22 protein-coding genes and 1 tRNA gene are annotated in these 23,504 nt (G+C 57.9%); 17 read left to right on the top strand and 6 right to left on the bottom strand.

Translation table 11 applies throughout. The features are described from left to right. Window positions 1-16 precede the first annotated feature (16 nt). From aspS to nadA, 17 genes are all read left to right on the top strand, one after another. Window positions 17-1,792, top strand: a complete 1,776-nt coding sequence (aspS, locus tag AC1ROI_RS07870) for an aspartate--tRNA ligase (protein ID WP_042932630.1) — start codon at window positions 17-19, stop codon at window positions 1,790-1,792. 120 nt (window positions 1,793-1,912) lie between these two features. Further along, entirely contained in the window at window positions 1,913-2,659 is a 747-nt protein-coding gene (locus tag AC1ROI_RS07865; protein ID WP_102595472.1) for a YebC/PmpR family DNA-binding transcriptional regulator, read from the top strand. Window positions 2,660-2,785: 126 nt separating this feature from the next. After that, window positions 2,786-3,310: a crossover junction endodeoxyribonuclease RuvC gene (ruvC, locus tag AC1ROI_RS07860; RefSeq protein WP_008147379.1), complete on the top strand. Its 525-nt coding sequence runs from the start codon at window positions 2,786-2,788 to the stop codon at window positions 3,308-3,310. Window positions 3,311-3,425: 115 nt separating this feature from the next. Continuing rightward, on the top strand, window positions 3,426-4,040 hold the full coding sequence (ruvA, locus tag AC1ROI_RS07855) for a Holliday junction branch migration protein RuvA (RefSeq protein WP_077748709.1): 615 nt from the start codon (window positions 3,426-3,428) through the stop codon (window positions 4,038-4,040). After that, entirely contained in the window at window positions 4,041-5,102 is a 1,062-nt protein-coding gene (ruvB, locus tag AC1ROI_RS07850) for a Holliday junction branch migration DNA helicase RuvB (RefSeq protein ID WP_008147374.1), read from the top strand. A 126-nt stretch (window positions 5,103-5,228) separates the two neighbouring features. Then, window positions 5,229-5,696: a tol-pal system-associated acyl-CoA thioesterase gene (ybgC, locus tag AC1ROI_RS07845; RefSeq protein WP_010457477.1), complete on the top strand. Its 468-nt coding sequence runs from the start codon at window positions 5,229-5,231 to the stop codon at window positions 5,694-5,696. Beyond that, on the top strand, window positions 5,686-6,381 hold the full coding sequence (gene tolQ, locus AC1ROI_RS07840; RefSeq protein WP_008147369.1) for a protein TolQ: 696 nt from the start codon (window positions 5,686-5,688) through the stop codon (window positions 6,379-6,381). Before ybgC ends, tolQ begins: the two co-directional genes overlap by 11 nt. Before the next feature lie 23 nt (window positions 6,382-6,404). After that, window positions 6,405-6,857 carry a protein TolR gene (gene tolR / locus AC1ROI_RS07835; RefSeq protein ID WP_161807482.1) on the top strand — a complete coding sequence of 151 codons (453 nt, stop codon included), beginning with the start codon at window positions 6,405-6,407 and terminating at the stop codon, window positions 6,855-6,857. Beyond that, a complete protein-coding gene (gene tolA / locus AC1ROI_RS07830; protein ID WP_010457470.1) occupies window positions 6,857-7,936 on the top strand; it encodes a cell envelope integrity protein TolA in 1,080 nt (359 codons plus the stop codon). Before tolR ends, tolA begins: the two co-directional genes overlap by 1 nt. Before the next feature lie 29 nt (window positions 7,937-7,965). Beyond that, window positions 7,966-9,234 (top strand): Tol-Pal system beta propeller repeat protein TolB, encoded by a 1,269-nt coding sequence (tolB, locus tag AC1ROI_RS07825; protein WP_218263615.1) that lies wholly within the window; start codon window positions 7,966-7,968, stop codon window positions 9,232-9,234. A gap of 52 nt (window positions 9,235-9,286) precedes the next feature. Further along, entirely contained in the window at window positions 9,287-9,784 is a 498-nt protein-coding gene (gene pal / locus AC1ROI_RS07820; RefSeq protein WP_003178634.1) for a peptidoglycan-associated lipoprotein Pal, read from the top strand. 6 nt (window positions 9,785-9,790) lie between these two features. After that, on the top strand, window positions 9,791-10,630 hold the full coding sequence (gene ybgF, locus AC1ROI_RS07815; protein WP_077748707.1) for a tol-pal system protein YbgF: 840 nt from the start codon (window positions 9,791-9,793) through the stop codon (window positions 10,628-10,630). 167 nt (window positions 10,631-10,797) lie between these two features. After that, on the top strand, window positions 10,798-11,445 hold the full coding sequence (queE, locus tag AC1ROI_RS07810; protein WP_010457446.1) for a 7-carboxy-7-deazaguanine synthase QueE: 648 nt from the start codon (window positions 10,798-10,800) through the stop codon (window positions 11,443-11,445). Between the two features lies 1 nt (window position 11,446). Further along, complete coding sequence (gene queC / locus AC1ROI_RS07805) at window positions 11,447-12,139, top strand: 7-cyano-7-deazaguanine synthase QueC (protein ID WP_010457444.1); 693 nt, start codon at window positions 11,447-11,449, stop codon at window positions 12,137-12,139. Between the two features lie 63 nt (window positions 12,140-12,202). Next, window positions 12,203-12,278: transfer RNA gene (locus AC1ROI_RS07800), tRNA-Lys, on the top strand. Between the two features lie 237 nt (window positions 12,279-12,515). Beyond that, window positions 12,516-13,655 carry a dTDP-4-amino-4,6-dideoxygalactose transaminase gene (gene rffA / locus AC1ROI_RS07795; RefSeq protein ID WP_102595471.1) on the top strand — a complete coding sequence of 380 codons (1,140 nt, stop codon included), beginning with the start codon at window positions 12,516-12,518 and terminating at the stop codon, window positions 13,653-13,655. 1,103 nt (window positions 13,656-14,758) lie between these two features. Beyond that, entirely contained in the window at window positions 14,759-15,817 is a 1,059-nt protein-coding gene (nadA, locus tag AC1ROI_RS07790; RefSeq protein WP_102595468.1) for a quinolinate synthase NadA, read from the top strand. A gap of 137 nt (window positions 15,818-15,954) precedes the next feature. Here the strand turns inward: nadA and AC1ROI_RS07785 are convergent, their stop codons facing one another. From AC1ROI_RS07785 to gcvH, 6 genes are all read right to left on the bottom strand, one after another. Further along, on the bottom strand, window positions 15,955-16,443 hold the full coding sequence (locus AC1ROI_RS07785) for an RDD family protein (protein ID WP_077748705.1): 489 nt from the start codon (window positions 16,441-16,443) through the stop codon (window positions 15,955-15,957). Between the two features lie 94 nt (window positions 16,444-16,537). Beyond that, window positions 16,538-16,750 (bottom strand): cold-shock protein, encoded by a 213-nt coding sequence (locus AC1ROI_RS07780; RefSeq protein WP_003175786.1) that lies wholly within the window; start codon window positions 16,748-16,750, stop codon window positions 16,538-16,540. Window positions 16,751-17,154: 404 nt separating this feature from the next. Next, window positions 17,155-18,279, bottom strand: coding sequence for a glycine cleavage system aminomethyltransferase GcvT (gcvT, locus tag AC1ROI_RS07775; protein WP_083375885.1), 1,125 nt, complete (start codon window positions 18,277-18,279; stop codon window positions 17,155-17,157). 38 nt (window positions 18,280-18,317) lie between these two features. Then, complete coding sequence (locus tag AC1ROI_RS07770) at window positions 18,318-19,694, bottom strand: L-serine ammonia-lyase (protein WP_010457430.1); 1,377 nt, start codon at window positions 19,692-19,694, stop codon at window positions 18,318-18,320. Between the two features lie 160 nt (window positions 19,695-19,854). Beyond that, entirely contained in the window at window positions 19,855-22,707 is a 2,853-nt protein-coding gene (gene gcvP, locus AC1ROI_RS07765; RefSeq protein ID WP_102595464.1) for an aminomethyl-transferring glycine dehydrogenase, read from the bottom strand. Between the two features lie 11 nt (window positions 22,708-22,718). Continuing rightward, window positions 22,719-23,102 (bottom strand): glycine cleavage system protein GcvH, encoded by a 384-nt coding sequence (gene gcvH / locus AC1ROI_RS07760; RefSeq protein WP_102595465.1) that lies wholly within the window; start codon window positions 23,100-23,102, stop codon window positions 22,719-22,721. Window positions 23,103-23,504: the final 402 nt, after the last annotated feature.

The raw sequence follows: 23,504 nt of genomic DNA, 5'->3' as shown, positions 1-23,504 counted from the left end.
AAGTGAAACCACTACCATGATGCGCAGCCATTATTGCGGCCAACTGAACGAAGCCCTGGAAGGCCAGGAAATTACCCTTTGCGGATGGGTGCACCGTCGCCGTGACCACGGTGGGGTGATTTTCCTCGATATTCGTGATCGTGATGGTCTGGCCCAGGTGGTGTTCGACCCGGACCGCGCCGAGAGCTTCGCCGCCGCCGATCGCGTGCGCAGCGAATACGTCGTGAAGATCACCGGCAAGGTTCGCCTGCGTCCGGCGGGTGCCACCAACGCCAACATGGCGTCGGGCATGATCGAAGTGCTGGGCTATGAACTGGAAGTGCTGAACGAGTCGGAAACCCCGCCGTTCCCGCTGAACGAGTTCTCCGATGTCGGTGAAGAAACCCGCCTGCGCTATCGCTTCCTCGACCTGCGCCGCCCGGAAATGCTCGAGAAGCTGCGTCTGCGTTCGCGCATGACCACCAGCATCCGTCGCTTCCTCGACGAAAACGGCTTCCTCGACGTCGAGACGCCGATCCTGACCCGTGCCACGCCAGAAGGCGCTCGCGACTACCTGGTGCCGAGCCGTACCCACGCCGGTAGCTTCTTCGCCTTGCCGCAATCGCCGCAGCTGTTCAAACAACTGTTGATGGTCGCCGGCTTCGACCGTTACTACCAGATTGCCAAGTGCTTCCGCGACGAAGACCTGCGCGCCGACCGTCAGCCGGAATTCACCCAGATCGACATCGAGACCAGCTTCCTCGATGAAAAAGAGATCATGGCCATCACCGAACAAATGATCCGCAACCTGTTCAAGGAAGTGCTGGACCTGGAGTTCGGCGACTTCCCGCACATGACCTTCGAAGAAGCCATGCGTCGTTACGGTTCCGACAAGCCTGACCTGCGCAACCCGCTGGAACTGGTTGACGTTGAAGACCAGCTGAAAGACGTCGACTTCAAGGTGTTCAGCGGCCCGGCCAACGACCCGAAGTGCCGTATTGCCGCCCTGCGCGTTCCAGGCGCTGCGAGCATGCCGCGCAAGCAGATCGACGACTACACCAAGTTCGTCGGCATCTACGGTGCCAAGGGCCTGGCGTACATCAAGGTCAACGAGCGCGCCAAAGGTGTTGAAGGCCTGCAGTCGCCAATCGTCAAGAACATCCCTGAAGCCAACCTCAACGTGATCCTCGATCGTGTTGGCGCGGTCGATGGCGACATCGTGTTCTTCGGCGCCGACAAAGCCAAGATCGTCAGCGAAGCCCTGGGCGCGCTGCGGATCAAGGTCGGCAACGACCTGGACCTGCTGACCTGCAAGTGGGCGCCGATGTGGGTTGTCGACTTCCCGATGTTCGAAGAGAACGACGACGGCAGCTTCACCGCCTTGCACCATCCGTTCACCGCGCCGAAGTGCACCCCGGAAGAACTGGAAGCCAACCCGGCGATCGCTCTGTCCCGTGCCTACGACATGGTTCTGAACGGCACCGAGCTGGGTGGCGGTTCGATCCGTATCCACCGCAAGGAAATGCAGCAGACCGTGTTCCGCCTGTTGGGTATCAATGAAGCGGAACAGGAAGAGAAGTTCGGCTTCCTGCTCGACGCCCTGAAATACGGCGCGCCGCCGCACGGTGGCCTGGCTTTCGGCCTGGACCGTCTGGTCATGCTGATGACCGGCGCCCAGTCGATTCGTGAAGTGATCGCTTTCCCGAAAACCCAGAGCGCGGCTGACGTCATGACTCAGGCACCGGGTGCTGTAGATGCCAAGGCATTGCGCGAACTGCACATTCGTCTGCGCGAAACACCAAAGGCTGAGTAAAGCTGACCGCAAAGGCGCATCCTTCCGGGATGCGCCTTTTCTTTAGGTCGAGATTTTTTGTTGCTGGCCGACACAACGTGCGCGGCGGGCGATGTTTCAAAGAGAAATTCGGAGCGAGATATGGCGGGTCATTCCAAGTGGGCGAACATCAAGCACCGCAAAGAACGTCAGGATGCCAAGAAGGGCAAGATTTTCACCAAGTGGATTCGTGAGCTGACCGTTGCGGCCCGTCAGGGCGGCGGTGATCCGGGTTCCAACCCGCGCCTGCGCCTGGCGCTGGACAAGGCGCTTGGTGCGAACATGAGCCGCGACATCATTGATCGCGCAGTCGCCCGCGGTGCCGGTGCAGCCGATACCGACGACATGGTCGAACTGACCTACGAAGGCTACGGCCCGGGTGGCGTGGCGGTGATGGTCGAGTGCATGACCGATAACCGTAACCGCACCGCAGCTGCTGTTCGCCATGCGTTCAGCAAGTGCGGTGGCAACCTGGGGACTGACGGTTCGGTGGCTTATCTGTTTGAGCGCAAGGGGCAGATTTCCTTCGCGCCAGGTGTCGATGAAGACGCGCTGATGGAAGCGGCCATGGAAGCTGACGCCGATGACGTGGTCACCCATGAAGACGGTTCGATTGACGTGTTCACCTCGTTCGCCGGCTTCTATTCCGTGCGTAACGCACTGGAAGCGGCAGGTTTCAAAGGTGATGATGCGGAAGTCGTGATGCTGCCGACCACCAGCGCTGAACTGGACCTGGAAGGCGCCGAGAAGGTGCTCAAGCTGATCGACATGCTTGAAGACCTGGATGACGTGCAGAACGTCTACTCCAACGCGGATATTCCAGAGTCTGTGGCCGCACAGCTGGGTTGATTGATCTGCAATACTCTTGAAGCCGGAAGTGCAGGCGGTGATGTTTCACCGCCAGGCATGTCCGGCTTCTGCCTTTACGCCGAGCAAGCAATTGCCGGCAGGCATCATTTTTGAGCTGCAGGCGTTATGACTTTAATTCTTGGTATCGACCCCGGTTCGCGCATCACCGGTTATGGCGTGGTACGCGATACCGGGCGTGGTTGCGTGTATGTGGCGTCGGGCTGCATTCGCACCGGGTCCGGCGAACTGCATGAGCGTCTGCAAATCGTCTATCGCGGTGTGCGTGAAGTCATCCAGACCTACGGCCCGGTGACCATGGGCATCGAAAAAGTCTTTATGGCGCGCAATGCCGACTCTGCCCTCAAGCTTGGTCAGGCCCGGGGCGCCGCGATCGTGGCGGGTGCCGAAGAAAGCCTGGAAATCGCTGAGTACACCGCAACCCAGGTCAAACAAGCAGTGACCGGCACCGGTGCCGCCAATAAAGAGCAGGTGCAGATGATGGTCATGCACATGCTGAAATTGACCAGCAAGCCGCAAATCGATGCTTCGGATGCCCTGGCCATTGCCATTTGCCACGCGCATACCCGTTCCAGCCTGTTGCCCCATGGCCTGGGAACGGCACGCAGTCGTGGCGGGCGCCTGCGTCTCTGATAGCATCAGCAATCATTTTTAGCGAATGAGGGTTTTGCGCCTGTGTTGTCGGCGCAAACCCCTTGTTCTGTCAGTCGCCAGTCATTGATCTGGCCAACGCTCAAGGATCTGAAACGTGATTGGACGCTTGCGCGGCACACTGGCTGAGAAACAGCCGCCGCACCTGATTCTGGATGTAAACGGTCTGGGGTATGAGCTGGAAGTGCCCATGACCACGCTCTATCGCTTGCCGTCGGTCGGTGAACCGCTGACCTTGCACACCCATTTGGTCGTACGTGAAGACGCGCAGTTACTCTATGGCTTCTTCGGCAAGCGTGAGCGAGACTTTTTTCGCGAGTTGATCCGTCTCAATGGTGTGGGGCCGAAATTGGCCCTGGCATTGATGTCGAGCCTGGAAGTGGATGAGCTGGTGCGTTGCGTGCAATCCCAGGACACCTCGGCGCTGACCAAGGTGCCGGGCGTGGGCAAAAAGACGGCCGAGCGTTTACTGGTGGAACTCAAGGACCGCTTCAAGGCTTGGGAAACCGTGCCGGCGATGTTCGCCCTGGTGCCGAACCAGCCGGGCGGGCCTGATGTGGCGCCGGTTGCCACCGCCGAAAATGACGCGGTCAGCGCGCTGATATCCCTGGGCTACAAGCCGCAGGAAGCCAGCAAGGCGATTTCCGCGATCAAGGAGAAAGGTTTGAGCAGTGAAGACATGATTCGTCGTGCCCTGAAGGGAATGATCTAAGTGATTGAAGCTGATCGTCTGATTGCCGCCACGCCCGGCCCTCGCGACCGCGAGGAAGTCCAGGACCGGGCGATTCGCCCCGTCAGCCTGGCCGAGTACATTGGCCAGCCGACCGTTCGCGAGCAAATGGAGTTGTTCATCCAGGCCGCACGCGGGCGTAACGAGTCCCTGGATCACACGCTGATTTTCGGCCCGCCGGGTCTGGGTAAAACCACCCTGGCCAACATCATCGCCCAGGAAATGGGCGTGTCGATCAAGAGCACTTCGGGCCCGGTGCTTGAGCGCCCGGGTGATCTGGCGGCGCTGTTGACCAACCTTGAACCCCACGACGTGCTGTTTATCGATGAAATCCATCGGCTCTCACCGATCGTCGAGGAAGTGCTGTACCCGGCCATGGAAGATTTCCAGCTCGACATCATGATTGGTGAAGGGCCGGCTGCGCGCTCGATCAAACTGGATCTGCCGCCGTTCACCCTGGTGGGGGCGACGACGCGGGCCGGCATGCTGACCAACCCGTTACGCGACCGCTTTGGCATCGTCCAGCGCCTGGAGTTCTACAACACCGCCGACCTGGCGACGATTGTCAGTCGTTCGGCGAACATCCTCGGCTTGCCGCTGGACCCGGAGGGCGCCTTTGAGATCGCCCGTCGTGCCCGTGGCACGCCGCGGATCGCCAACCGTTTGTTGCGCAGGGTTCGGGATTTCGCCGAAGTGCGTGCCAAGGGCCACATCACCAAACCGATCGCCGACCTGGCCTTGAACCTGCTGGACGTCGACGAGCGTGGCTTCGATCACCAGGACCGGCGCCTGCTGTTGACCATGATCGAGAAGTTCGACGGTGGGCCGGTGGGTGTGGACAGTCTGGCCGCTGCGATCAGCGAAGAGCGTCACACCATTGAAGACGTGCTGGAGCCATATTTGATCCAGCAGGGCTACATCATGCGCACGCCGCGGGGGCGAGTGGTCACTCGGCACGCGTATCTGCACTTCGGTTTAAACATTCCGTCACGATTGGGCGAGATGCCCGTTGTAGACGAGTTCCTCGATGCGGTAGACGATTAATCACCTTTCGGGCCGATTTATTCGGGATTTGCGCGGTCCTAGGACCGTGCTTTTGCCAGAAAGCCGCGAATCAATGAAAAACAGTTGCCTGGCCGGATTGGCAACCTGAGGAGTAAGCACTAGAGTATGCGCGCGCAAAACGGGCTTGAGCCTTTCGCACTTCGTTGTCGCGTTTATTACGAGGACACCGATGCGGGCGGCATCGTGTATTACGTCAATTACCTCAAGTTTATGGAACGGGCTCGAACCGAGCGGCTCCGGGATCTGGGCTTTGCCCAGTCCCAGCTGGCAGGAGAGGACCTGTTGTTTGTCGTGCATTCCAGCGAAGCGCGTTATCACGCGCCGGCGCGACTGGACGACGAACTTCTGGTAAGCGCTGAAGTAATCGAATTGAACCGTGTCAGCCTGCGCTTCAAACAGCAGGTCAGGCGAGCCACGGATAATGCGCTGCTCTGCGAAGGGCAGTTTCTGGTGGCCTGTGTGCGCACTGAAAGTTTAAAACCCCGGGCCATTCCCGAAGCTCTACGTGCGGCCTTTGCCGACGTGAGCGGCGCGGGTACACACTCAAAGCAGGAGATAAAGCGTGGAAGCTAACGTCGTCGACCATTCCTCCATGTGGAGCCTGGTCAGCAATGCCAGTATCGTGGTGCAACTGGTAATGCTGATCCTGGTAGCCGCATCGGTGACCTCATGGATCATGATCTTTCAGCGCAGCAACCTGCTGCGCGCCGGTCGACGTGCCCTGGAGAGCTTTGAAGAGCGCTTCTGGTCCGGCATCGACCTGTCCAAACTCTACCGTCAGGCCGGTAGCAACCCGGACCCGGATTCGGGCGTCGAGCAGATCTTCCGTGCCGGTTTCAAGGAATTCTCCCGTCTGCGTCAGCAGCCAGGCGTTGACCCGGAAGCGGTCATGGAAGGCGTGGCCCGTGCCATGCGCGTCGCCATTTCCCGCGAAGAAGAAAAGCTCGAACAGAGCCTGCCGTTCCTCGCTACCGTCGGTTCCGTCAGCCCGTACATCGGTCTGTTCGGTACGGTCTGGGGGATCATGAACTCCTTCCGTGGCCTGGCCACTGCCCAGCAAGCGACCCTGGCCACCGTGGCTCCGGGTATCGCCGAAGCACTGATTGCTACCGCGATCGGCCTGTTCGCAGCCATCCCGGCCGTTATCGCTTACAACCGTTTCGCTGCTCGCAGTGAAACCCTGCTGGGCCGTTACTACACCTTCGCCGATGAATTCCAGGCGATCCTGCACCGCAAAGTGCACACCAGCGAAGAATAAGCAGGTAATTTCCAATGGCTTTAATCGCTCGAGCTCGCAAAAAGCGCAAGCCGGTTGCCGAGATGAACGTGGTGCCTTACATCGACGTGATGCTGGTGCTGCTGGTCATCTTCATGGTGACCGCTCCGATGCTCAATCAGGGCGTGAAAGTTGATCTGCCCAAGGTTTCCAGCGAAGCCTTGCCGCAGGACAACAACACCCAGGTCCTGACCATTTCGATCAAGGCTGACAAGACCTACTACTGGAACCTTGGCAGCGAAGTCGACACTGAAAAGCAACAGGACAAGGCCATGACCTTGCCGCAGATGACTGACGCGGTGACCAAGATCATTCGCGCCGGTACTGAAGGCGGCAAGCGCACCCAGGTGTTCATCCGCGGTGACAAGACCGTCGATTACGGTTCCGTGATGGGCGCCATGGGCGGGTTGCAGAAAGCCGGGGTCGGTAATGTTGGCTTGATTACCGAGGCACCCTGATGCAGCAAATGCGAGAGCCGTCCGCCTCGGAAAGCTACTTCTGGCCTAGTGTCCTGGCGATTGTCTTGCACGTGCTGGTGTTCGGCATGCTGTTCGTCAGTTTCGCCTTCACACCGGAGTTGCCGCCGGCCAAGCCGATTGTCCAGGCGACCTTGTACCAACTGAAATCGAAAAGTCAGGCGACCACCCAGACCAATCAGAAGATTGCGGGTGAGGCGAAGAAATCCGCCGCGCGTCAGACCGAAGTCGAACAGATGGAACAGAAAAAGATCGAACAGGAAGCGATCAAGGCCGCGGAACAAAAGAAGGAAGATGCGGCTCAAAAAGCCGAAGAATCCAAGAAGGCCGACGAGACCAAGAAAGCGGAAGAGGCAAAAAAGGCTGATGAAGCCAAGAAAGCCGATGAAGCGAAGAAGACCGCCGAAGCCAAAAAGGCCGAAGAGAAACAATTGGCTGATATAGCCAAGAAGAAATCTGAAGAAGAAGCCAAGAAAGCGGCTGAAGAAGAGGCCAAGAAAGCGGCCGCTGAAGAAGCCAAGAAAAAGATTGTCGAAGACGCGAAGAAGAAAGCCGCGGAAGACGCCAAGAAGAAATCCGAAGCTGAAGAGGCGAAGAAGAAAGTCGCCGAAGACGCGAAGAAGAAAGCTGCTGCCGATGCTGCGAAGAAAAAATCGCAGGAAGCGGCGCGTAAATCCGTCGATGAGAAAAAAGCTCAGGCCCTGGCCGATCTGCTTTCCGACACGACGGAGCGTCAGCAGGCCTTGGCGGATGAAACGGGTGATGAAGTCGCGGGTAACTTCGACGATTTGATTCGCTCGCGTGCTTCCGAAGGTTGGGCGCAGCCACCGTCGGCCCGCAAGGGCATGAAAGTGATTCTGCAAATCAACATGCTGCCTGATGGAACAATCTCCGGCGTATCGGTTGCCAAGTCCAGCGGTGATGTACCGTTCGACAGTTCAGCGGTAGCGGCGGTAAAAAATATTGGTCGATTGACCGAAATGCAGGGTCTGAAGCCAGCTGATTTCGCACCCTATCGTTCATTCAAGATGACATTCACACCTGAGGATCTAGCCTTGTGAGAAACCTTCTTCGAGGACTGCTTGTCGTCATGTTCTGCTTTGCAGGACTGGCCACAGCAGATGAAAAAAATATCCTGGTCAGCAGTGGTAGCTCCCAGGCAACTCCAATTGCCGTAGTGCCATTCGGTTTCCAGGGCGGCGCCGTGCTGCCGGATGACATGGCCGAAATCATCGGCAACGACCTGCGCAACTCGGGTTACTACGCGCCGATTCCAAAGCAGAACATGATCAGCCAGCCGAGCCAGGCCAGCGAAATCATTTTCCGTGACTGGAAGGCGATCAACGCTCAGTACATTATGGTCGGCAGCATCGTTCCAGCGGGCGGTCGCCTGCAGGTTCAATACGCTCTGTTCAACGTCGCCACCGAACAGCAAGTGCTGACCGGCAGCGTGTCGGGCAGCGTCGATCAACTGCGTGACATGGCGCACTACATCGCCGATCAGTCGTTCGAAAAACTCACCGGTATCAAAGGTGCGTTCTCGACACGCCTGCTGTACGTGACGGCCGAACGTTTCTCCGAGAAGAACACGCGCTACACGCTGCAACGCTCGGACTATGACGGTGCCCGCGCCGTGACTCTGCTGCAATCGCGCGAGCCGATCCTGTCGCCGCGTTTCGCACCGGACGGCAAGCGCATCGCTTACGTTTCGTTCGAGCAGAAGCGTCCGCGTATCTTCATGCAGAACATCGACACCGGTCGCCGTGAGCAGATCACCAACTTCGAAGGCCTCAATGGCGCGCCTGCCTGGTCGCCGGATGGCAATCGCCTGGCATTCGTACTCTCGAAAGACGGTAACCCGGACATCTACGTGATGAACCTGGGCTCGCGTCAGATCTCTCGCGTCACCAATGGTCCCGGCATCAACACCGAACCGTTCTGGGGCAAGGATGGTTCGACCATCTACTTCACCTCCGACCGTGGCGGCAAGCCACAGATCTACAAAACCAGCGTCGGTGGTGGCGGTGCGGAACGCGTGACCTTTATTGGTAACTACAACGCCAACCCTAAACTTTCGGCTGATGAAAAGACCCTGGTGATGATTCACCGCCAGGATGGCTTCACTAATTTCAAGGTGGCGGCCCAGGATTTGCAGCGCGGTAGTGTAAAGATCCTCACTGATAGCACTCTGGACGAGTCGCCTACTGTTGCGCCCAACGGCACCATGGTAATCTACGCCACCCGCCAGCAGGGCCGGGGAGTCTTGATGCTCGTGTCCATTAATGGACGCGTAAGGCTCCCGCTTCCTACCGCACAAGGCGAAGTCAGAGAACCTTCCTGGTCCCCTTACCTGAACTGACGCGGCGCTACACGTTTTACTTAACACACTGGGGTTCATTAGGAGTTTCACGATGGAAATGCTGAAGTTTGGTAAATTTGCTGCGCTGGCTCTGGCCATGGCTGTAGCTGTAGGTTGCTCGTCCAAAGGCGGCGACAATGCCGGTGAAGGCGCTGTTGATCCAAACGCTGGTTACGGCGCAAACACTGGTGCCGTTGATGGCTCCCTGAGCGAAGAAGCTGCTCTGCGCGCAATCACTACCTTCTACTTCGAATACGACAGCTCGGACCTGAAGCCAGAAGCCATGCGCGCTCTGGACGTTCACGCCAAAGACCTGAAAGCAAACGGCGCTCGCGTTGTTCTGGAAGGCAACACCGACGAACGTGGTACTCGTGAGTACAACATGGCACTGGGCGAGCGTCGTGCGAAAGCCGTTCAGCGTTACCTGGTACTGCAAGGTGTTTCCCCAGCTCAGCTGGAACTGGTTTCCTACGGCGAAGAGCGTCCAGTTGCTACCGGCAACGACGAGCAGTCCTGGGCTCAAAACCGTCGCGTCGAACTGCGTAAGTAATTCGTCATGCGAACGTGCCGTCGTGCTGTAACTGTTTTGGCTCTCAGCCTCGCACCGCTTGCGGTGTGGGCTGCGGTTCCTGTGGTCGATAACGACTCCGGCTATAACAATAGCGGGAGTAGCAATCCGCCTGCGGGTTACGGTACGAACGGCGCCTATGCCGGGGGAGGGGTTTCGACCCCTGTCTCGGCACAGGGCGAGCTGTTCAACCAATTGCAATCCATGCAGGAGCAGATTTCACGCCAACAGGGTGTGATCGAAGTTCTGCAGAATGATGTAGCGCGCATGAAGCAAGAGAGCCTGGAGCGATATCAGGATCTTGATCGGCGCATAGGAACCGGCGTTGCACCAGCCGCGACTCCTGATAATTCTTCCACCGGTGGCAGTTTGAATGCCCCCGGTGCCGCCGCTGGCGCAGGTGCAGGAGCGGCCGCCGCTCAAGCACCTGCTGCGGGTAGCGAACCGGCTGATCCGGCGAAGGAAAAACTGTATTACGATGCAGCCTTCGACCTGATCAAAGCCAAGGACTTCGACAAGGCCAGTCAGGCTTTTGCCGCATTCCTGCGCAAGTACCCGAACAGCCAGTACGCGGGCAATGCCCAATACTGGTTGGGCGAAGTCAATTTGGCCAAAGGCGATCTGCAAGGTGCAGGTCAGGCATTTGCCAAGGTTTCGCAGCTATACCCCAAGCACCCCAAAGTGCCTGATTCGCTGTACAAGCTGGCTGATGTAGAACGCCGCCTCGGTCACACCGACAAGGTCAAAGGCATTCTGCAACAGGTTGTGTCCCAGTATCCGGGCACTTCCGCTGCGCAGCTGGCCCAGCGTGATCTGCAAAAAATGTAAGGGCTGCTTTACCCGTTTTGAAGAAACCCGCGCCTGTCGCGGGTTTTTTCGTTAGAATTCACGCCCTTTTTCTGAAACACGCTTTTTGGGATCTGCGCGTTGGCGGGGTTCCTTGAAGTGCCTGACGGAGGCGGACAGCCTGTTTAGCTGTTATGCCCGTGGCGACTATGCAAGACACATTGAGAATCACCGAAGTTTTCTACTCGTTGCAGGGTGAAACGCGGACTGCCGGGCTGCCCACAGTTTTTGTGCGCCTGACCGGTTGCCCATTGCGTTGCCAATACTGCGACAGCGCCTACGCGTTCACCGGCGGCACCATTCGCCCCCTCGACGACATCCTCGAGCAAGTGGCCGGTTTCCGTCCGCGTTACGTCTGTGTCACCGGTGGCGAGCCGCTGGCGCAACCCAATGCCATCCCATTGCTCAAGCAGTTGTGTGACGCCGGTTACGAAGTGTCACTGGAAACCAGTGGTGCTCTCGATATCTCGGCGGTAGATTCCCGGGTCAGTCGCGTTGTCGACCTGAAAACCCCAGGGTCGAAAGAAGCACACCGCAACCGCTACGAAAACATCGAACTGCTCACGCCCAATGACCAGGTGAAGTTTGTCATCTGCTCGCGGGAAGACTACGACTGGGCGGTGTCCAAGCTGATTCAGTACGGCCTGGACACGCGTGCGGGCGAAGTGCTGTTTTCGCCAAGCCACCATGACCTGAATGCGCGGGATCTGGCTGACTGGGTGGTGGCGGACAACCTGCCAGTGCGTTTGCAATTGCAGCTGCATAAATATCTTTGGAATGACGAGCCGGGGCGCTGAGATGACTGAACAACTGAACACTGCTGAAAAACGTGCGGTCATCCTGCTGTCCGGCGGTCTCGACTCCGCGACGGTCGTGGCCATGGCCCGCGCTGAAGGCTACAGCTGCTACACCATGAGCTTCGACTACGGTCAGCGGTCACAAGCAGAGTTGTACGCCGCAGAACGAGTTGCCCGCGACCTGGGCGTGGTCGAGCACAAGGTGATCGGCCTCAATTTGAACGGTATGGGCGGCTCGGCACTGACCGACAGCAGCATCGACATTCCTGAAGAGCTGGGGGAAGGCATTCCAGTCACTTATGTGCCGGCGCGCAACACGGTGTTTCTGTCTCTGGCGCTGGGTTGGGCTGAAGTGCTCGGCGCGCGCGACATCTTCATCGGCGTGAACGCGGTGGATTATTCCGGTTACCCGGACTGCCGTCCCGAATTCATCGAGTCCTTCGAGCGCATGGCCAATCTGGCGACAAAGGCCGGTGTAGAGGGCAATGGCTTCCGCATCCAGGCGCCACTGCAGAACCTCAGCAAGGCACAGATCGTCCAGGCAGGCGTGAAGCTGGGGGTCGATTACGGGCTGACCGTTTCCTGCTATCAGGCGGACGATAATGGTCGTGCGTGCGGTAAATGCGACAGCTGCCGACTGCGTGCAGAAGGCTTTGCAGCGGCCGGCGTGAGCGACCCAACACCTTATTTTTGATTTATTTCAAATTAGGTGTTGAATAGTCCTTAAAAATCAGTATTATACGCGCCACCACACAGCGGGTCGTTAGCTCAGTTGGTAGAGCAGTTGGCTTTTAACCAATTGGTCGTAGGTTCGAATCCCACACGACCCACCATTTTTGTAGCAGTTTTAAAAGTCTGGAAGGCCCACGCAAGTGAGGATTTCCGGATTTTTTTTTGTCCGGAAGAAAGTGCGCGGCGCGATGCGGGCGGTGGTACATGGCTTTGGCAGGCGCGTAATCCATGCAGACCATGGCTGGGCTATTTTTTGACGTGGCCGTTCGTAATGGCAGGCTCATCTGACATACTGAGACAAAGTGGAAGTGGCAGAGACTTACCTAGTCGGAGCAGGCATGAGCACTGAAAAGATACTATTCAATCGTCCCTATATGACGGGTAAAGAGCTGTACTACATAGCAGAGGCCAAGTTCGGGAATATGCTGGCTGGTGATGGATCTTTTACCAAGCGCTGTCATCATTGGATTGAACAGGCCACCGGCTGTAATACAGCGCTGCTTACTCACTCTTGTACCGCTGCACTTGAAATGGCCGCGTTGTTACTTGATGTACAACCTGGTGATGAAGTGATTTTGCCTTCCTATACCTTCGTTTCAACCGCCAATGCTTTTGTGCTGCGTGGTGCTATTCCTGTATTTGTAGATATTCGTAAAGACACATTGAATCTGGATGAAACGCTGATTGAAGCGGCTATTACTCCACGCACCAAGGCGATTGTTCCTGTTCATTATGCGGGTGTGTCCTGTGAGATGGACACGATCATGCACATCGCTCGTAAACATGGACTCAAAGTCGTTGAGGATGCTGCTCAAGGTGTGATGTCTGCCTATAAAGGACGGGCTCTTGGAAGCATCGGTGATCTTGGTGCTTTTAGTTTTCACGAAACGAAGAACGTTATTTCGGGCGAGGGCGGTGCTCTTTTGGTAAATGAGCCGCAACTGTCGTTACGCGCAGAAATCATTCGAGAGAAAGGCACTGATCGCAGTCGTTTCTTTCGTGGTCAGGTAGATAAATATACTTGGCAAGAAGTAGGCTCTTCCTTTTTGCCTGGAGAGTTGATCGCTGCATTTCTTTGGGCACAACTTGAAGAAGCTACCAGCATCACCAATCGACGTTTGGCGATCTGGGACTATTACCATACTGCACTTGCTCCACTGGAGCGGAAGGGATTGTTGCGTCGTCCAATCGTCCCGGATGATTGTCAGCACAATGCGCACATGTATTACGTGTTGCTGGCACCAAGTGTTGATCGACAAGCTGTTCTGGAAGAGCTTAAGCGTAACGATGTCTATGCCGTATTCCACTATGTGCCTCTTCACTCATCACCGGCGGGGCAGCGCTACGGAAGAGTTCATGGTTCCATGGAGGTCACCAACGCACTGTCAGAGTGCTTGTTGCGTTTGCCTCTTTGGGTTGGCCTGACGTCCGAGCAGCAAGATAAAGTGGTGGAGGTTTTGGCGCGAGCTGTTGGGTAATCTTCTCGACAGTGAGTGCAGCACGGTTATGTTAATGAGGCGGGTATATGGCACCTATGATAAAAGTAAGTAGTATGTTGAAGTAAGTGTCTCCAAAACTGGCGTATTAAGGTTTGCTTTCCTGATATGGGATTTTTGCATTATGTTTTCGTAGCATTGAAGCAGGCATCAAAGAAAGTATCCGGGGGGGGGCTGAGCGTGCTTTTTGTGGTGTTGGCATATCTGTCTTACGCCTTCCCTATGATTTACGCCTACTTTGAGTCTGTAAATTTCATCTATGTTAACGCTTGGGATGAAGAAACCTACCTCAGTTATTAAGGAGCTTTGGGGTCGTTGACGGTGCCCGGTTGCTGGGCATCCGGTGCGATTGTGTATACCCTCCAGTATTTGGGGTTAAGTGGGGGCGAAGTCAATATTCTTTTGGTTTTGTTTTAACGCCACTCACATTTTTTCTAATTGTTTTTATTCTTCGTGAGCTGTAAGTTGAATGTGGGCGTGCATTGATATATGGTGTTATCATTTTGTTCGCTCCGATTTTTTTAATTTCGGTAATCCGCTTCTAGCGCATCCGACCAGAGAGTATGGCTTTGGGGCTATGGTTGGGTATATTAACAATCGGCATTGAGAACGCCGGAATCTCAGTTGTCATACTTTTTTGTTATGTTGGCTATTGCGGCCTATGTCAAAACGAGGCGCATGCTTTGTTTGTTTGTTTGTTTGTTTGTTTGTTTGTTTGTTTGTTTGTTTGTTTGTTTGCTGTTGCTGTATTTTTATGTGGGGATTGCGTATGCGTACCTTCTGCTCTGTGGCTTTATCTTATTGCACCCCTGGTTTTTTAATAAGCAGCTGGGGGTTTTGGCGGATCAGCATTGCACACTGTCAGTGTTGGCAATTTTTACGTGTTTCGGGATTTGAGTAACACCCTGTTAAATATCGGATTCTGGTTGAAATGGTCTTTTGTCTCCGAGCGATATTCTGTAGCCTTGCGCAGCTTCACCGCTGTCCGTGCCTGATGATACTCACTCTCCCGGCGGTACCCTGAAGGGTCCGGAGCCGGGTGTATACTCGACTTTCGCGCGAAAGCGCCTGCAGGTCTTGCGAACATGACGCAAATTTCCGAACGCCTTCTGGTTCAAGCCCACCTCGACGCCAAGCAGCCCAAGCCGCTGACCGTTGAGGAGGAAGCTTTTTACCGTGCCGCCATCGCTGCCGAGCTCAAGGCTCAGGACGCAGTGCTGGTTGCTCACTTCTATTGCGATCCGGTGATTCAGGCCCTGGCCGAAGAAACCGGTGGTTGCGTCTCCGACTCACTGGAGATGGCGCGCTTCGGCAGTGCTCACCCGGCCAAGACTGTGCTGGTCGCCGGTGTGAAGTTCATGGGCGAAACCGCGAAAATCCTCAATCCTGAAAAACGCATTCTCATGCCAACCCTGGAAGCGACCTGCTCGCTGGACCTGGGTTGCCCGGTGGATGAGTTCTCGGCGTTCTGCGATCAGCATCCGGAACGCACGGTGGTGGTGTATGCCAACACCTCGGCGGCGGTCAAAGCCCGGGCGGATTGGGTGGTAACGTCCAGCTGCGCGCTGGAGATCGTCGAAAGCCTGATGGATAACGGCGAAACCATCATCTGGGGCCCGGACAAGCATCTGGGCACTTATATCCAGCGCCAGACCGATGCGGACATGCTGCTGTGGGACGGTGCCTGCATCGTTCACGAAGAGTTCAAGTCCAAGCAGCTCGAAGACATGAAGGCGCTGTACCCGGACGCCGCGATTCTGGTGCACCCGGAGTCGCCGACCTCGGTGATCGAGCTGGCGGACGCCGTCGGTTCCACCAGTCAGTTGATTGCGGCGGCACAGAGCCTGCCGAACAAGACCCTGATCGTCGCCACCGATCGCGGCATCTTCTACAAGATGCAGCAGCTGTGCCCGGACAAGGTCTTCATCGAAGCCCCAACGGCTGGTAACGGCGCAGCGTGCCGCAGTTGCGCACATTGCCCGTGGATGGCGATGAACACCCTTGAGCGCACGCTGAAGTGCTTGAAGGAGGGGACGAACGAGATCTTTGTGGATCCGGCGTTGATTCCGCAGGCGATTCGGCCGTTGAAGCGGATGCTCGACTTCACCCAGGCTGCTCGGATGAAACTGGCCGGTAACGCTTAAGTACTCGCAAAAACTGTGGGATAAAAACTGTGGGAGCGAGCCTGCTCGCGATGGCGGTCCGTCAGTCACATGTATGTTGACTGAGGCACCGCCATCGCGAGCAGGCTCGCTCCCACAGTGGTTTTTGCTTCCCGCAGCTACTTGTTCTTCTTCGGAATGCGCACGAGCTGCGTGTTCGAGTACATGTCATGCCAGCTGCGTTTCTGTTTATCGAACAGCGACCAGAAGAACCCAAGGCCAACGCACAACAGCGATGCGATCGACACGACAAACCGCAGCAGCGCCTGCCACAGGCTGATGGACGAACCATCCGCGTTCTGCACGCGAATGCACCACACCTGCATACCCAGCGTCTGACCGGACCAGGTCCAGAACTTGGCAAAAAAACCAAACAACACAAACAGCAACACCGTCGATAGCAGCGGATCACCGTCCAGCGCGCCGGATTCGGTCAATGTGCGCATTTTGTCTTCGCCGATGATCGCCATCTGGATCATCTTGTAAATGCCGCTGGTGACGATCAGCAGGGCGGTGCACAAGAGGAAGTCATAGAACATCGCTGCCAGGCGACGGCCCAGGGTGGCGGCGGGAAAGTCGCCCTGGGGGTTGAGCAGGTGTTTCGACATGACAGCCTCTGGACGGAAAAAAAGCTATTTTACGGATTTACGCGCACAAAAAAGCCCCTGATGTCAGCATCAGGGGCTTTTTCGTTACAGAAGATTAGGCTTCTGCTTGTACTTCGTCAGCCTGCATGCCTTTCTGGCCTTGCACAGCAACGAAAGTCACTTTCTGGCCTTCTTTCAGGCTTTTGAAGCCGTTGCCCTGAATAGCGCGGAAATGCACGAACAGATCCGGACCGCTTTCTGGAGTGATAAAACCAAAACCTTTCTCGTCGTTAAACCACTTGACGGTACCGCTCTGACGTTGGGACATTTCTTATTTCCTTTGACGCAAAAATTAATGACAGTCTCCTTCTCATGAAAGAGTACTGGGGCTGGTTGCAGGAGAGTAAGAAGACGTCGAACGGGATGTAGCTAACTTGTAGGCTACTGCCCAGGTCACGATTCCAAGCGACCCATGCAAACACAGTGAACAAACTCTACGCCAACTACGTGAGAAAAAACAAGCCCTGTGAGAGCCCCGGTTTTGCTCAGGTTGATGGCGATAGCGTGTCCACTAGTGCGGGCTTATTCGATCGGGTTGTTCAATTGTTTTCGAACGTTATAAGCAACGTTCATAAACGAAGCTTAGAGCCAAAGACATGCACTGTTTTATGGCGGTTGCGTTACACATTAGTGCACTGTTAACGCAACCGCGTTACTTATAGAAACAGTCAATCAGCCGCGATAGTAGCGTTGTGGAACAAATGGCATTTTGCTTACAAGCAAAGGCACCTTTTTCCCACGAACAATCGCCCATACGGGTGTATCAATAGCGATATAAGCGCTGTCGAGGTAGCCCATGGCTAAAGGTCCGCCCAGAGTCGGGCCGAAACCACCGCTGCACACAGCGCCGATGATGTCGCCTGCTTCGTTGACGATTTCCGCGCCTTCACGCACCGGTGTACGTTCCTGAGGCAACAGGCCCACACGCTTGCGGTTGACGCCGGCTTGTTGTTGCGCGAACACAGTCTCTGCGCCAGGGAAGCCGCCGGCCCGTGCGCCATCGGCGCGACGTGGCTTGGAGATGGCCCACAGCAGGCTGGCCTCGATCGGAGTGGTCTCGGTGTTCATGTCGTGGCCGTAGAGGCACAGGCCGGCTTCCAGGCGCAGGGAGTCGCGAGCGCCGAGGCCGATGGCCGCCACTTCAGGCTCAGCCAGCAGCGCGCGCGCCAAGGCTTCAGCGTTGGCGGCCGGTACGGAGATTTCGAAGCCGTCTTCACCGGTGTAGCCCGAACGGCTGACAAAGCATTCGACACCCAGCAGTTTCACTCGGGTGAACTGCATGAAAGTCATCTTCGCGACTTCAGGCGCCAGACGAGCGAGCACGGTCACGGCGGCCGGGCCTTGCAGGGCCAGCAGCGCGCGTTCTTCGAACAGCGGTTCGATTGTGCACTGGTCGCCAATGTGCTTTTGCAGATGCGCAAGGTCCTGATCCTTGCAGGCGGCGTTGACCACCAGGAACAGTTCGTCGTTACCCAGGTTGGCGACCATCAGGTCGTCGAGGATTCCGCCGGTTTCATTGGTGAACATCGCGTAGCGCTGCATGCCCACCGGCAGGTCGATGATGTCCACCGGCACCAGGGTTTCCAGGGCCTTGGCGGCATTGGCGCCGGTCAGGCGGATCTGGCCCATGTGCGAGACATCGAACAGCCCGGCCTGATCACGGGTGTGCTGGTGTTCTTTCATCACGCCCAACGGGTATTGCACCGGCATGTCGTACCCGGCGAACGGCACCATGCGCGCGCCGAGTTCGATGTGCAGTGCGTGCAGCGGGGTTTTCAGCAATTGTTCGGTGGACATATTCAGCTCCTGAAAAAGTGTGCGGATGCGCGTGGGCATCAGCACTCGATAATGTTGACCGCCAAACCGCCACGGGCGGTTTCCTTGTATTTGCTTTTCATGTCGGCGCCGGTCTGGCGCATGGTGCGGATGACCTTGTCGAGGGAGACGAAGTGCTGACCGTCGCCGCGCAGGGCCATGCGCACGGCATTGATGGCTTTCACCGAACCCATGGCGTTGCGCTCGATGCAAGGCACTTGCACCAGCCCGCCAATCGGGTCGCAGGTCAGGCCCAAGTTGTGTTCCATGCCGATTTCCGCTGCGTTTTCCACTTGCTGCACCGTGCCGCCAAGCACTTCGCACAGCGCGCCGGCCGCCATGGAACAGGCGACGCCGACTTCACCCTGACAACCGACTTCGGCGCCAGAGATCGAGGCGTTTTCTTTATAGAGAATGCCGATGGCGGCGGCGGTCAGCAGAAAGCGCACGACGCCGTCTTCGTTGGCGCCGGGGATGAAGCGCATGTAGTAATGCAGCACCGCCGGTACGATGCCCGCTGCTCCGTTGGTGGGCGCGGTGACGACGCGCCCGCCGTTGGCGTTTTCTTCGTTGACCGCTAAAGCGTAGAGGTTGACCCAGTCCAGCACCGACAGCGGATCACGTAGCGCCGATTCCGGGTTCTTGCACAGTTGCCGATGCAGCGCAGCGGCCCGACGTTTGACCTTCAAGCCACCGGGCAGAATTCCTTCATTGCGGCAACCGGCGGCGACGCAATCCTGCATCACTTGCCAGATGTTCAGGAGGCCGGCGCGGGTTTCCGCTTCCGGGCGCCAGGCACTTTCGTTGGTCAGCATCAACTGGCTGATGGACAAGCCGTACGTGGCGCAATGACTGAGCAGGTCCTTGGCGCTTTTGAACGGGAAGGTCAGCGGCGTGGCGTCTTCGACAATGCGGTCGGCGCCAGCGGCGTCTTCATCGACCACGAATCCGCCGCCGACCGAGTAGTACTCGCGGCTGCGGACCTGTAGGCCCGCCGCGTCGAACGCACGAAAGATCATGCCGTTGGGGTGATAGGGCAGCGGTTTGCGGATCATCGCCAGGTGTTCTTTCTCGTTGAACGCAATGCTGTGTTCGCCGAGCAGGTTCAAGCGACCATTGCCGCGAATATCTTGCAGACGGGCGGCGACGGTTTCGGTGTTCACGGTGTCCGGGTGTTCGCCTTCCAGGCCGAGCAACACGGCCTTGTCGCTGCCGTGGCCTTTACCGGTGGCGCCGAGCGAGCCGTAGAGCTCGACTTTGACGCAGGCGGTTGCAGTCAGCAGCCCTTCACGGCGCAAGCCTTCGGCAAAACGCGCAGCAGCGCGCATCGGGCCGACGGTGTGGGAGCTGGAAGGGCCGATGCCAATCTTGAACAGGTCGAACACGCTTAACGACATGGTTGTTCTCCGGTTTCTTGTTATGAGGAGCACCACACGACCTGTAGGAGCAAGGCTTGCCCGCGAAGCTTTTAGCGGCCGTGATGGCCTCTTCGCGGGCAAGCCTCGCTCCTACAGAACCGGTGTGTCCTTGTGAGGGCAGTGAACCGCCCCCTATGGATCAAGCGTAGCTTTCGATCGACGGGCAAGCGCAAACCAGGTTGCGATCGCCAAACACGTTGTCGACGCGACCGACCGGTGGCCAGTACTTGCCTTCGATCAGCGACGCAACCGGGTATACCGCTTGCTCACGGCTGTACGGATGCGTCCACTCGCCAACGATTTCCGCGGCGGTGTGCGGGGCGTTTTTCAGCGGGTTGTCGTCCTTGTCCAGCGTACCGTTTTCCACCGCGCGGATTTCTTCGCGGATGCGGATCATGGCGTCGCAGAAGCGGTCCAGTTCTTCCTTGGATTCGCTTTCGGTCGGCTCGATCATCAGCGTGCCGGCGACCGGGAAGGACATGGTCGGGGCGTGGAAACCGAAGTCGATCAGGCGCTTGGCGACGTCATCGACGCTGATGCCGCTGCTGTCTTTCAGCGGACGCAAATCGAGGATGCATTCGTGCGCCACCAGACCGTTGCTGCCGGTGTACAGCACTGGGTAGTGCTCTTCGAGGCGACGGGAAATGTAGTTGGCATTGAGGATCGCCAGCTGCGAAGCGCGCTTGAGGCCGGCGCCGCCCATCATCCGAATGTACATCCAGGTGATTGGCAGAATGCTCGCGCTGCCGAACGGTGCCGCGCAGACCGCGCCTTCTTTACGCTCCATGGTGCCGTGACCCGGCAGGAACGGGGTCAGGTGCGATTTCACGCCAATCGGGCCAACGCCCGGGCCGCCACCACCGTGGGGAATGCAGAAGGTTTTGTGCAGGTTCAGGTGGCTCACGTCGCCGCCGAACTTGCCCGGGGCGCAGAGGCCGACCATCGCGTTCATGTTGGCGCCGTCGATGTACACCTGGCCGCCGTGGTCATGAATGATGCCGCAGATTTCACGGATGCCTTCTTCGAACACGCCGTGGGTCGACGGGTAAGTGATCATCAATGCTGCGAGGTGTTCGCGGTGCTCGATGGCCTTGGCGCGCAGGTCTTCGATGTCGACGTTGCCGCGGGCATCGCACGCGGTGACGACTACGCGCATGCCGGCCATGTTGGCGGTGGCCGGGTTGGTGCCGTGGGCAGAGGACGGGATCAGGCAGATGTCGCGACGGTCTTCGCCACGGCTCTGGTGATAGGCGCGAATTGCCAGCAGGCCGGCGTATTCACCTTGGGAACCGGCGTTCGGTTGCAGGGAGATCGCGTCGTAACCGGTGGCGGCGCAGAGCATCGCTTCCAGTTCGTCGGTCAGCTGTTGGTAACCGGCGCTTTGCTCGGCCGGGGCGAACGGGTGCAGGGCACCGAACTCGGCCCAGGTGACCGGGATCATTTCGCTGGCGGCGTTGAGTTTCATGGTGCACGAACCCAGCGGGATCATGGTGCGATCCAGGGCCAGGTCCTTGTCGGCCAGCTTGCGCAGGTAGCGCATCAGCTCGGTTTCCGAGTGATAACGGTTGAACACCGGGTGGCTGAGGATCGGAGATTGGCGAACCAGCGCGGCCGGGAGGGTGCTGACCACGGAACCGGCGAGGGCGGCGAAGTCTGGCAGCGCCTTAGCGTCGGCGAACAGGCCCCACAGGGTTTCCACGTCGGCTTGCGAAGTGGTTTCGTCGAGGGACAGGCCCAGACGCTCGGCATCCACGACGCGCAGGTTGATCTGCTGGGCGCGAGCCTTGTCGTGCAACGCGCCAGTGTTGGCGCCGGTTTTAATGGTCAACGTGTCGAAGAAGCTTTCTTGCTCGACCGTCAGCCCCAGTGCGCTCAAGCCCTTGGCCAGAATCGCGGTGAGGTGATGAATGCGGTTGGCGATCTGCGTCAGGCCTTTCGGGCCGTGGTACACGGCGTACATGCTGGCGATGTTGGCCAACAAAACCTGCGCGGTGCAGATGTTCGACGTGGCCTTCTCGCGGCGGATGTGCTGCTCGCGGGTTTGCATCGCCAGGCGCAGGGCCGGTTTGCCGAAACGGTCCACGGAGACACCGACCAGACGGCCCGGCATGTCGCGCTTGAACGCATCTTTCGTCGAGAAGTAAGCCGCGTGCGGGCCACCGAAGCCCAGCGGCACGCCGAAGCGTTGCGCGCTGCCGATGGCCACGTCGGCGCCGAACTCACCCGGAGGGGTCAGCACGGTCAGGGCCAACAGGTCGGCGGCGACGGCGACCAGCGCGTTGGCGGCGTGGAAGCGTTCGGTCAGTTCGCGGTAATCGAAGACGTCACCATTGCTCGCCGGGTATTGCAGCAAGGCGCCGAAGAACGGTGTCACGTCAGTCAGTGCCTGCTCGTCACCAACGACCACGTCGATACCCAGCGGCTCGGCACGGGTGCGCAGCACGTCGAGGGTTTGCGGGTGGCAATGCACGGACGCGAAGAAGGCGTGGCTGCCCTTGTTCTTGCTCAGGCGTTTGCAAAAGGTCATCGCTTCGGCGGCGGCGGTGGCTTCGTCGAGCAAGGATGCGTTGGCAATCGGCAGGCCGGTCAGGTCGCTGATCAGGGTCTGGAAGTTCAGCAGCGCTTCGAGACGACCCTGGGAGATTTCTGGCTGGTACGGGGTGTACGCGGTGTACCAGGCCGGGTTTTCCAGCAGGTTGCGCAGGATCGGCGACGGCGTGTGGGTGCCGTAGTAACCCTGGCCGATGAAGGTCTTGAACAGCTGGTTTTTGCCGGCGATGGACTTGATCAAGGCCAGGGCATCGGCTTCGCTCAGGCCGTCTTCGAGACCGAGGACGCTGGTGCCTTTGATGCTTTCCGGGATGACGCTGGCGCTCAGGGCTTCCAGAGAGTCAAAACCGAGGCTGTTGAGCATGGCTTGCTCGTCGCCGGAACGCGGGCCGATGTGGCGGGCGATAAATTCGTTGGCGGTCGTCAGGTTGACTTGAGTCATGTCAGCGCTCCTCAGGCTTCGGCGTTGGCTTTGATCAGACGGTCGTAAGCGTCCTGATCCAGCAGTTTGGCGACAGCCGAGGCGTCGGTTGGCTTAAAGCGGAAGAACCAGCCTTCGCCCAGCGGATCTTCGTTGACCAGTTCAGGGCTGGTGTCGAGTGCCGGGTTCACTTCCAGCACTTCGCCGTCAAGTGGCATGTACACGCCGCTGGCGGCTTTTACCGATTCCACGGTGGCGGCTTCGGCGCCTTTGTCGTAGGACTGCAGCTCAGGCAGTTGTACGAAAACCACGTCGCCCAAGGCGTTCTGTGCGAAGGCGGTGATGCCGACAGTGACGCTGCCGTCAGCTTCGGTGCGCAGCCATTCGTGATCTTCAGTAAAACGCAACTCGCTCATGGAAACTCCTAAGGGGGCCAGACTTGTCTGGTGGACGCGATGGAATGCTTGGGCTAAAGCCCTGCTTTATGGCGGGTTACTAAGCAATTTCGCGGCCAATGTTTTTTTATCGTTATAAATCAATGGTTTAGTTGGTATTGCGAAGCACGATAGATTGATGACTGTAGCGAAATCGCTACAGCAAGAGGCGAAGAAAAAAGCCTAAGTGGATCAAAGCCTTGCACAGCGGTGATCAGGGGAGGGTGTAGCGATATCGTTCCGCTGTAGCGCTTTCAGTACAGATGGAGGTCGTTTTTAAACAGGTCTTCAGGCCAGACACAAACCTCTGTAGGAGTGGGGGGGGGGGGGGGGGGGGGGGGGGGGGGGGGGGGGGGGGGGGGGGGGGGGGGGGGGGGGGGGGGG

It is taken from the genome of Pseudomonas sp. GW823-FHT02C02 (genome assembly GCF_058797635.1).
This window is presented reverse-complemented; position numbering and strand designations above follow the sequence as displayed.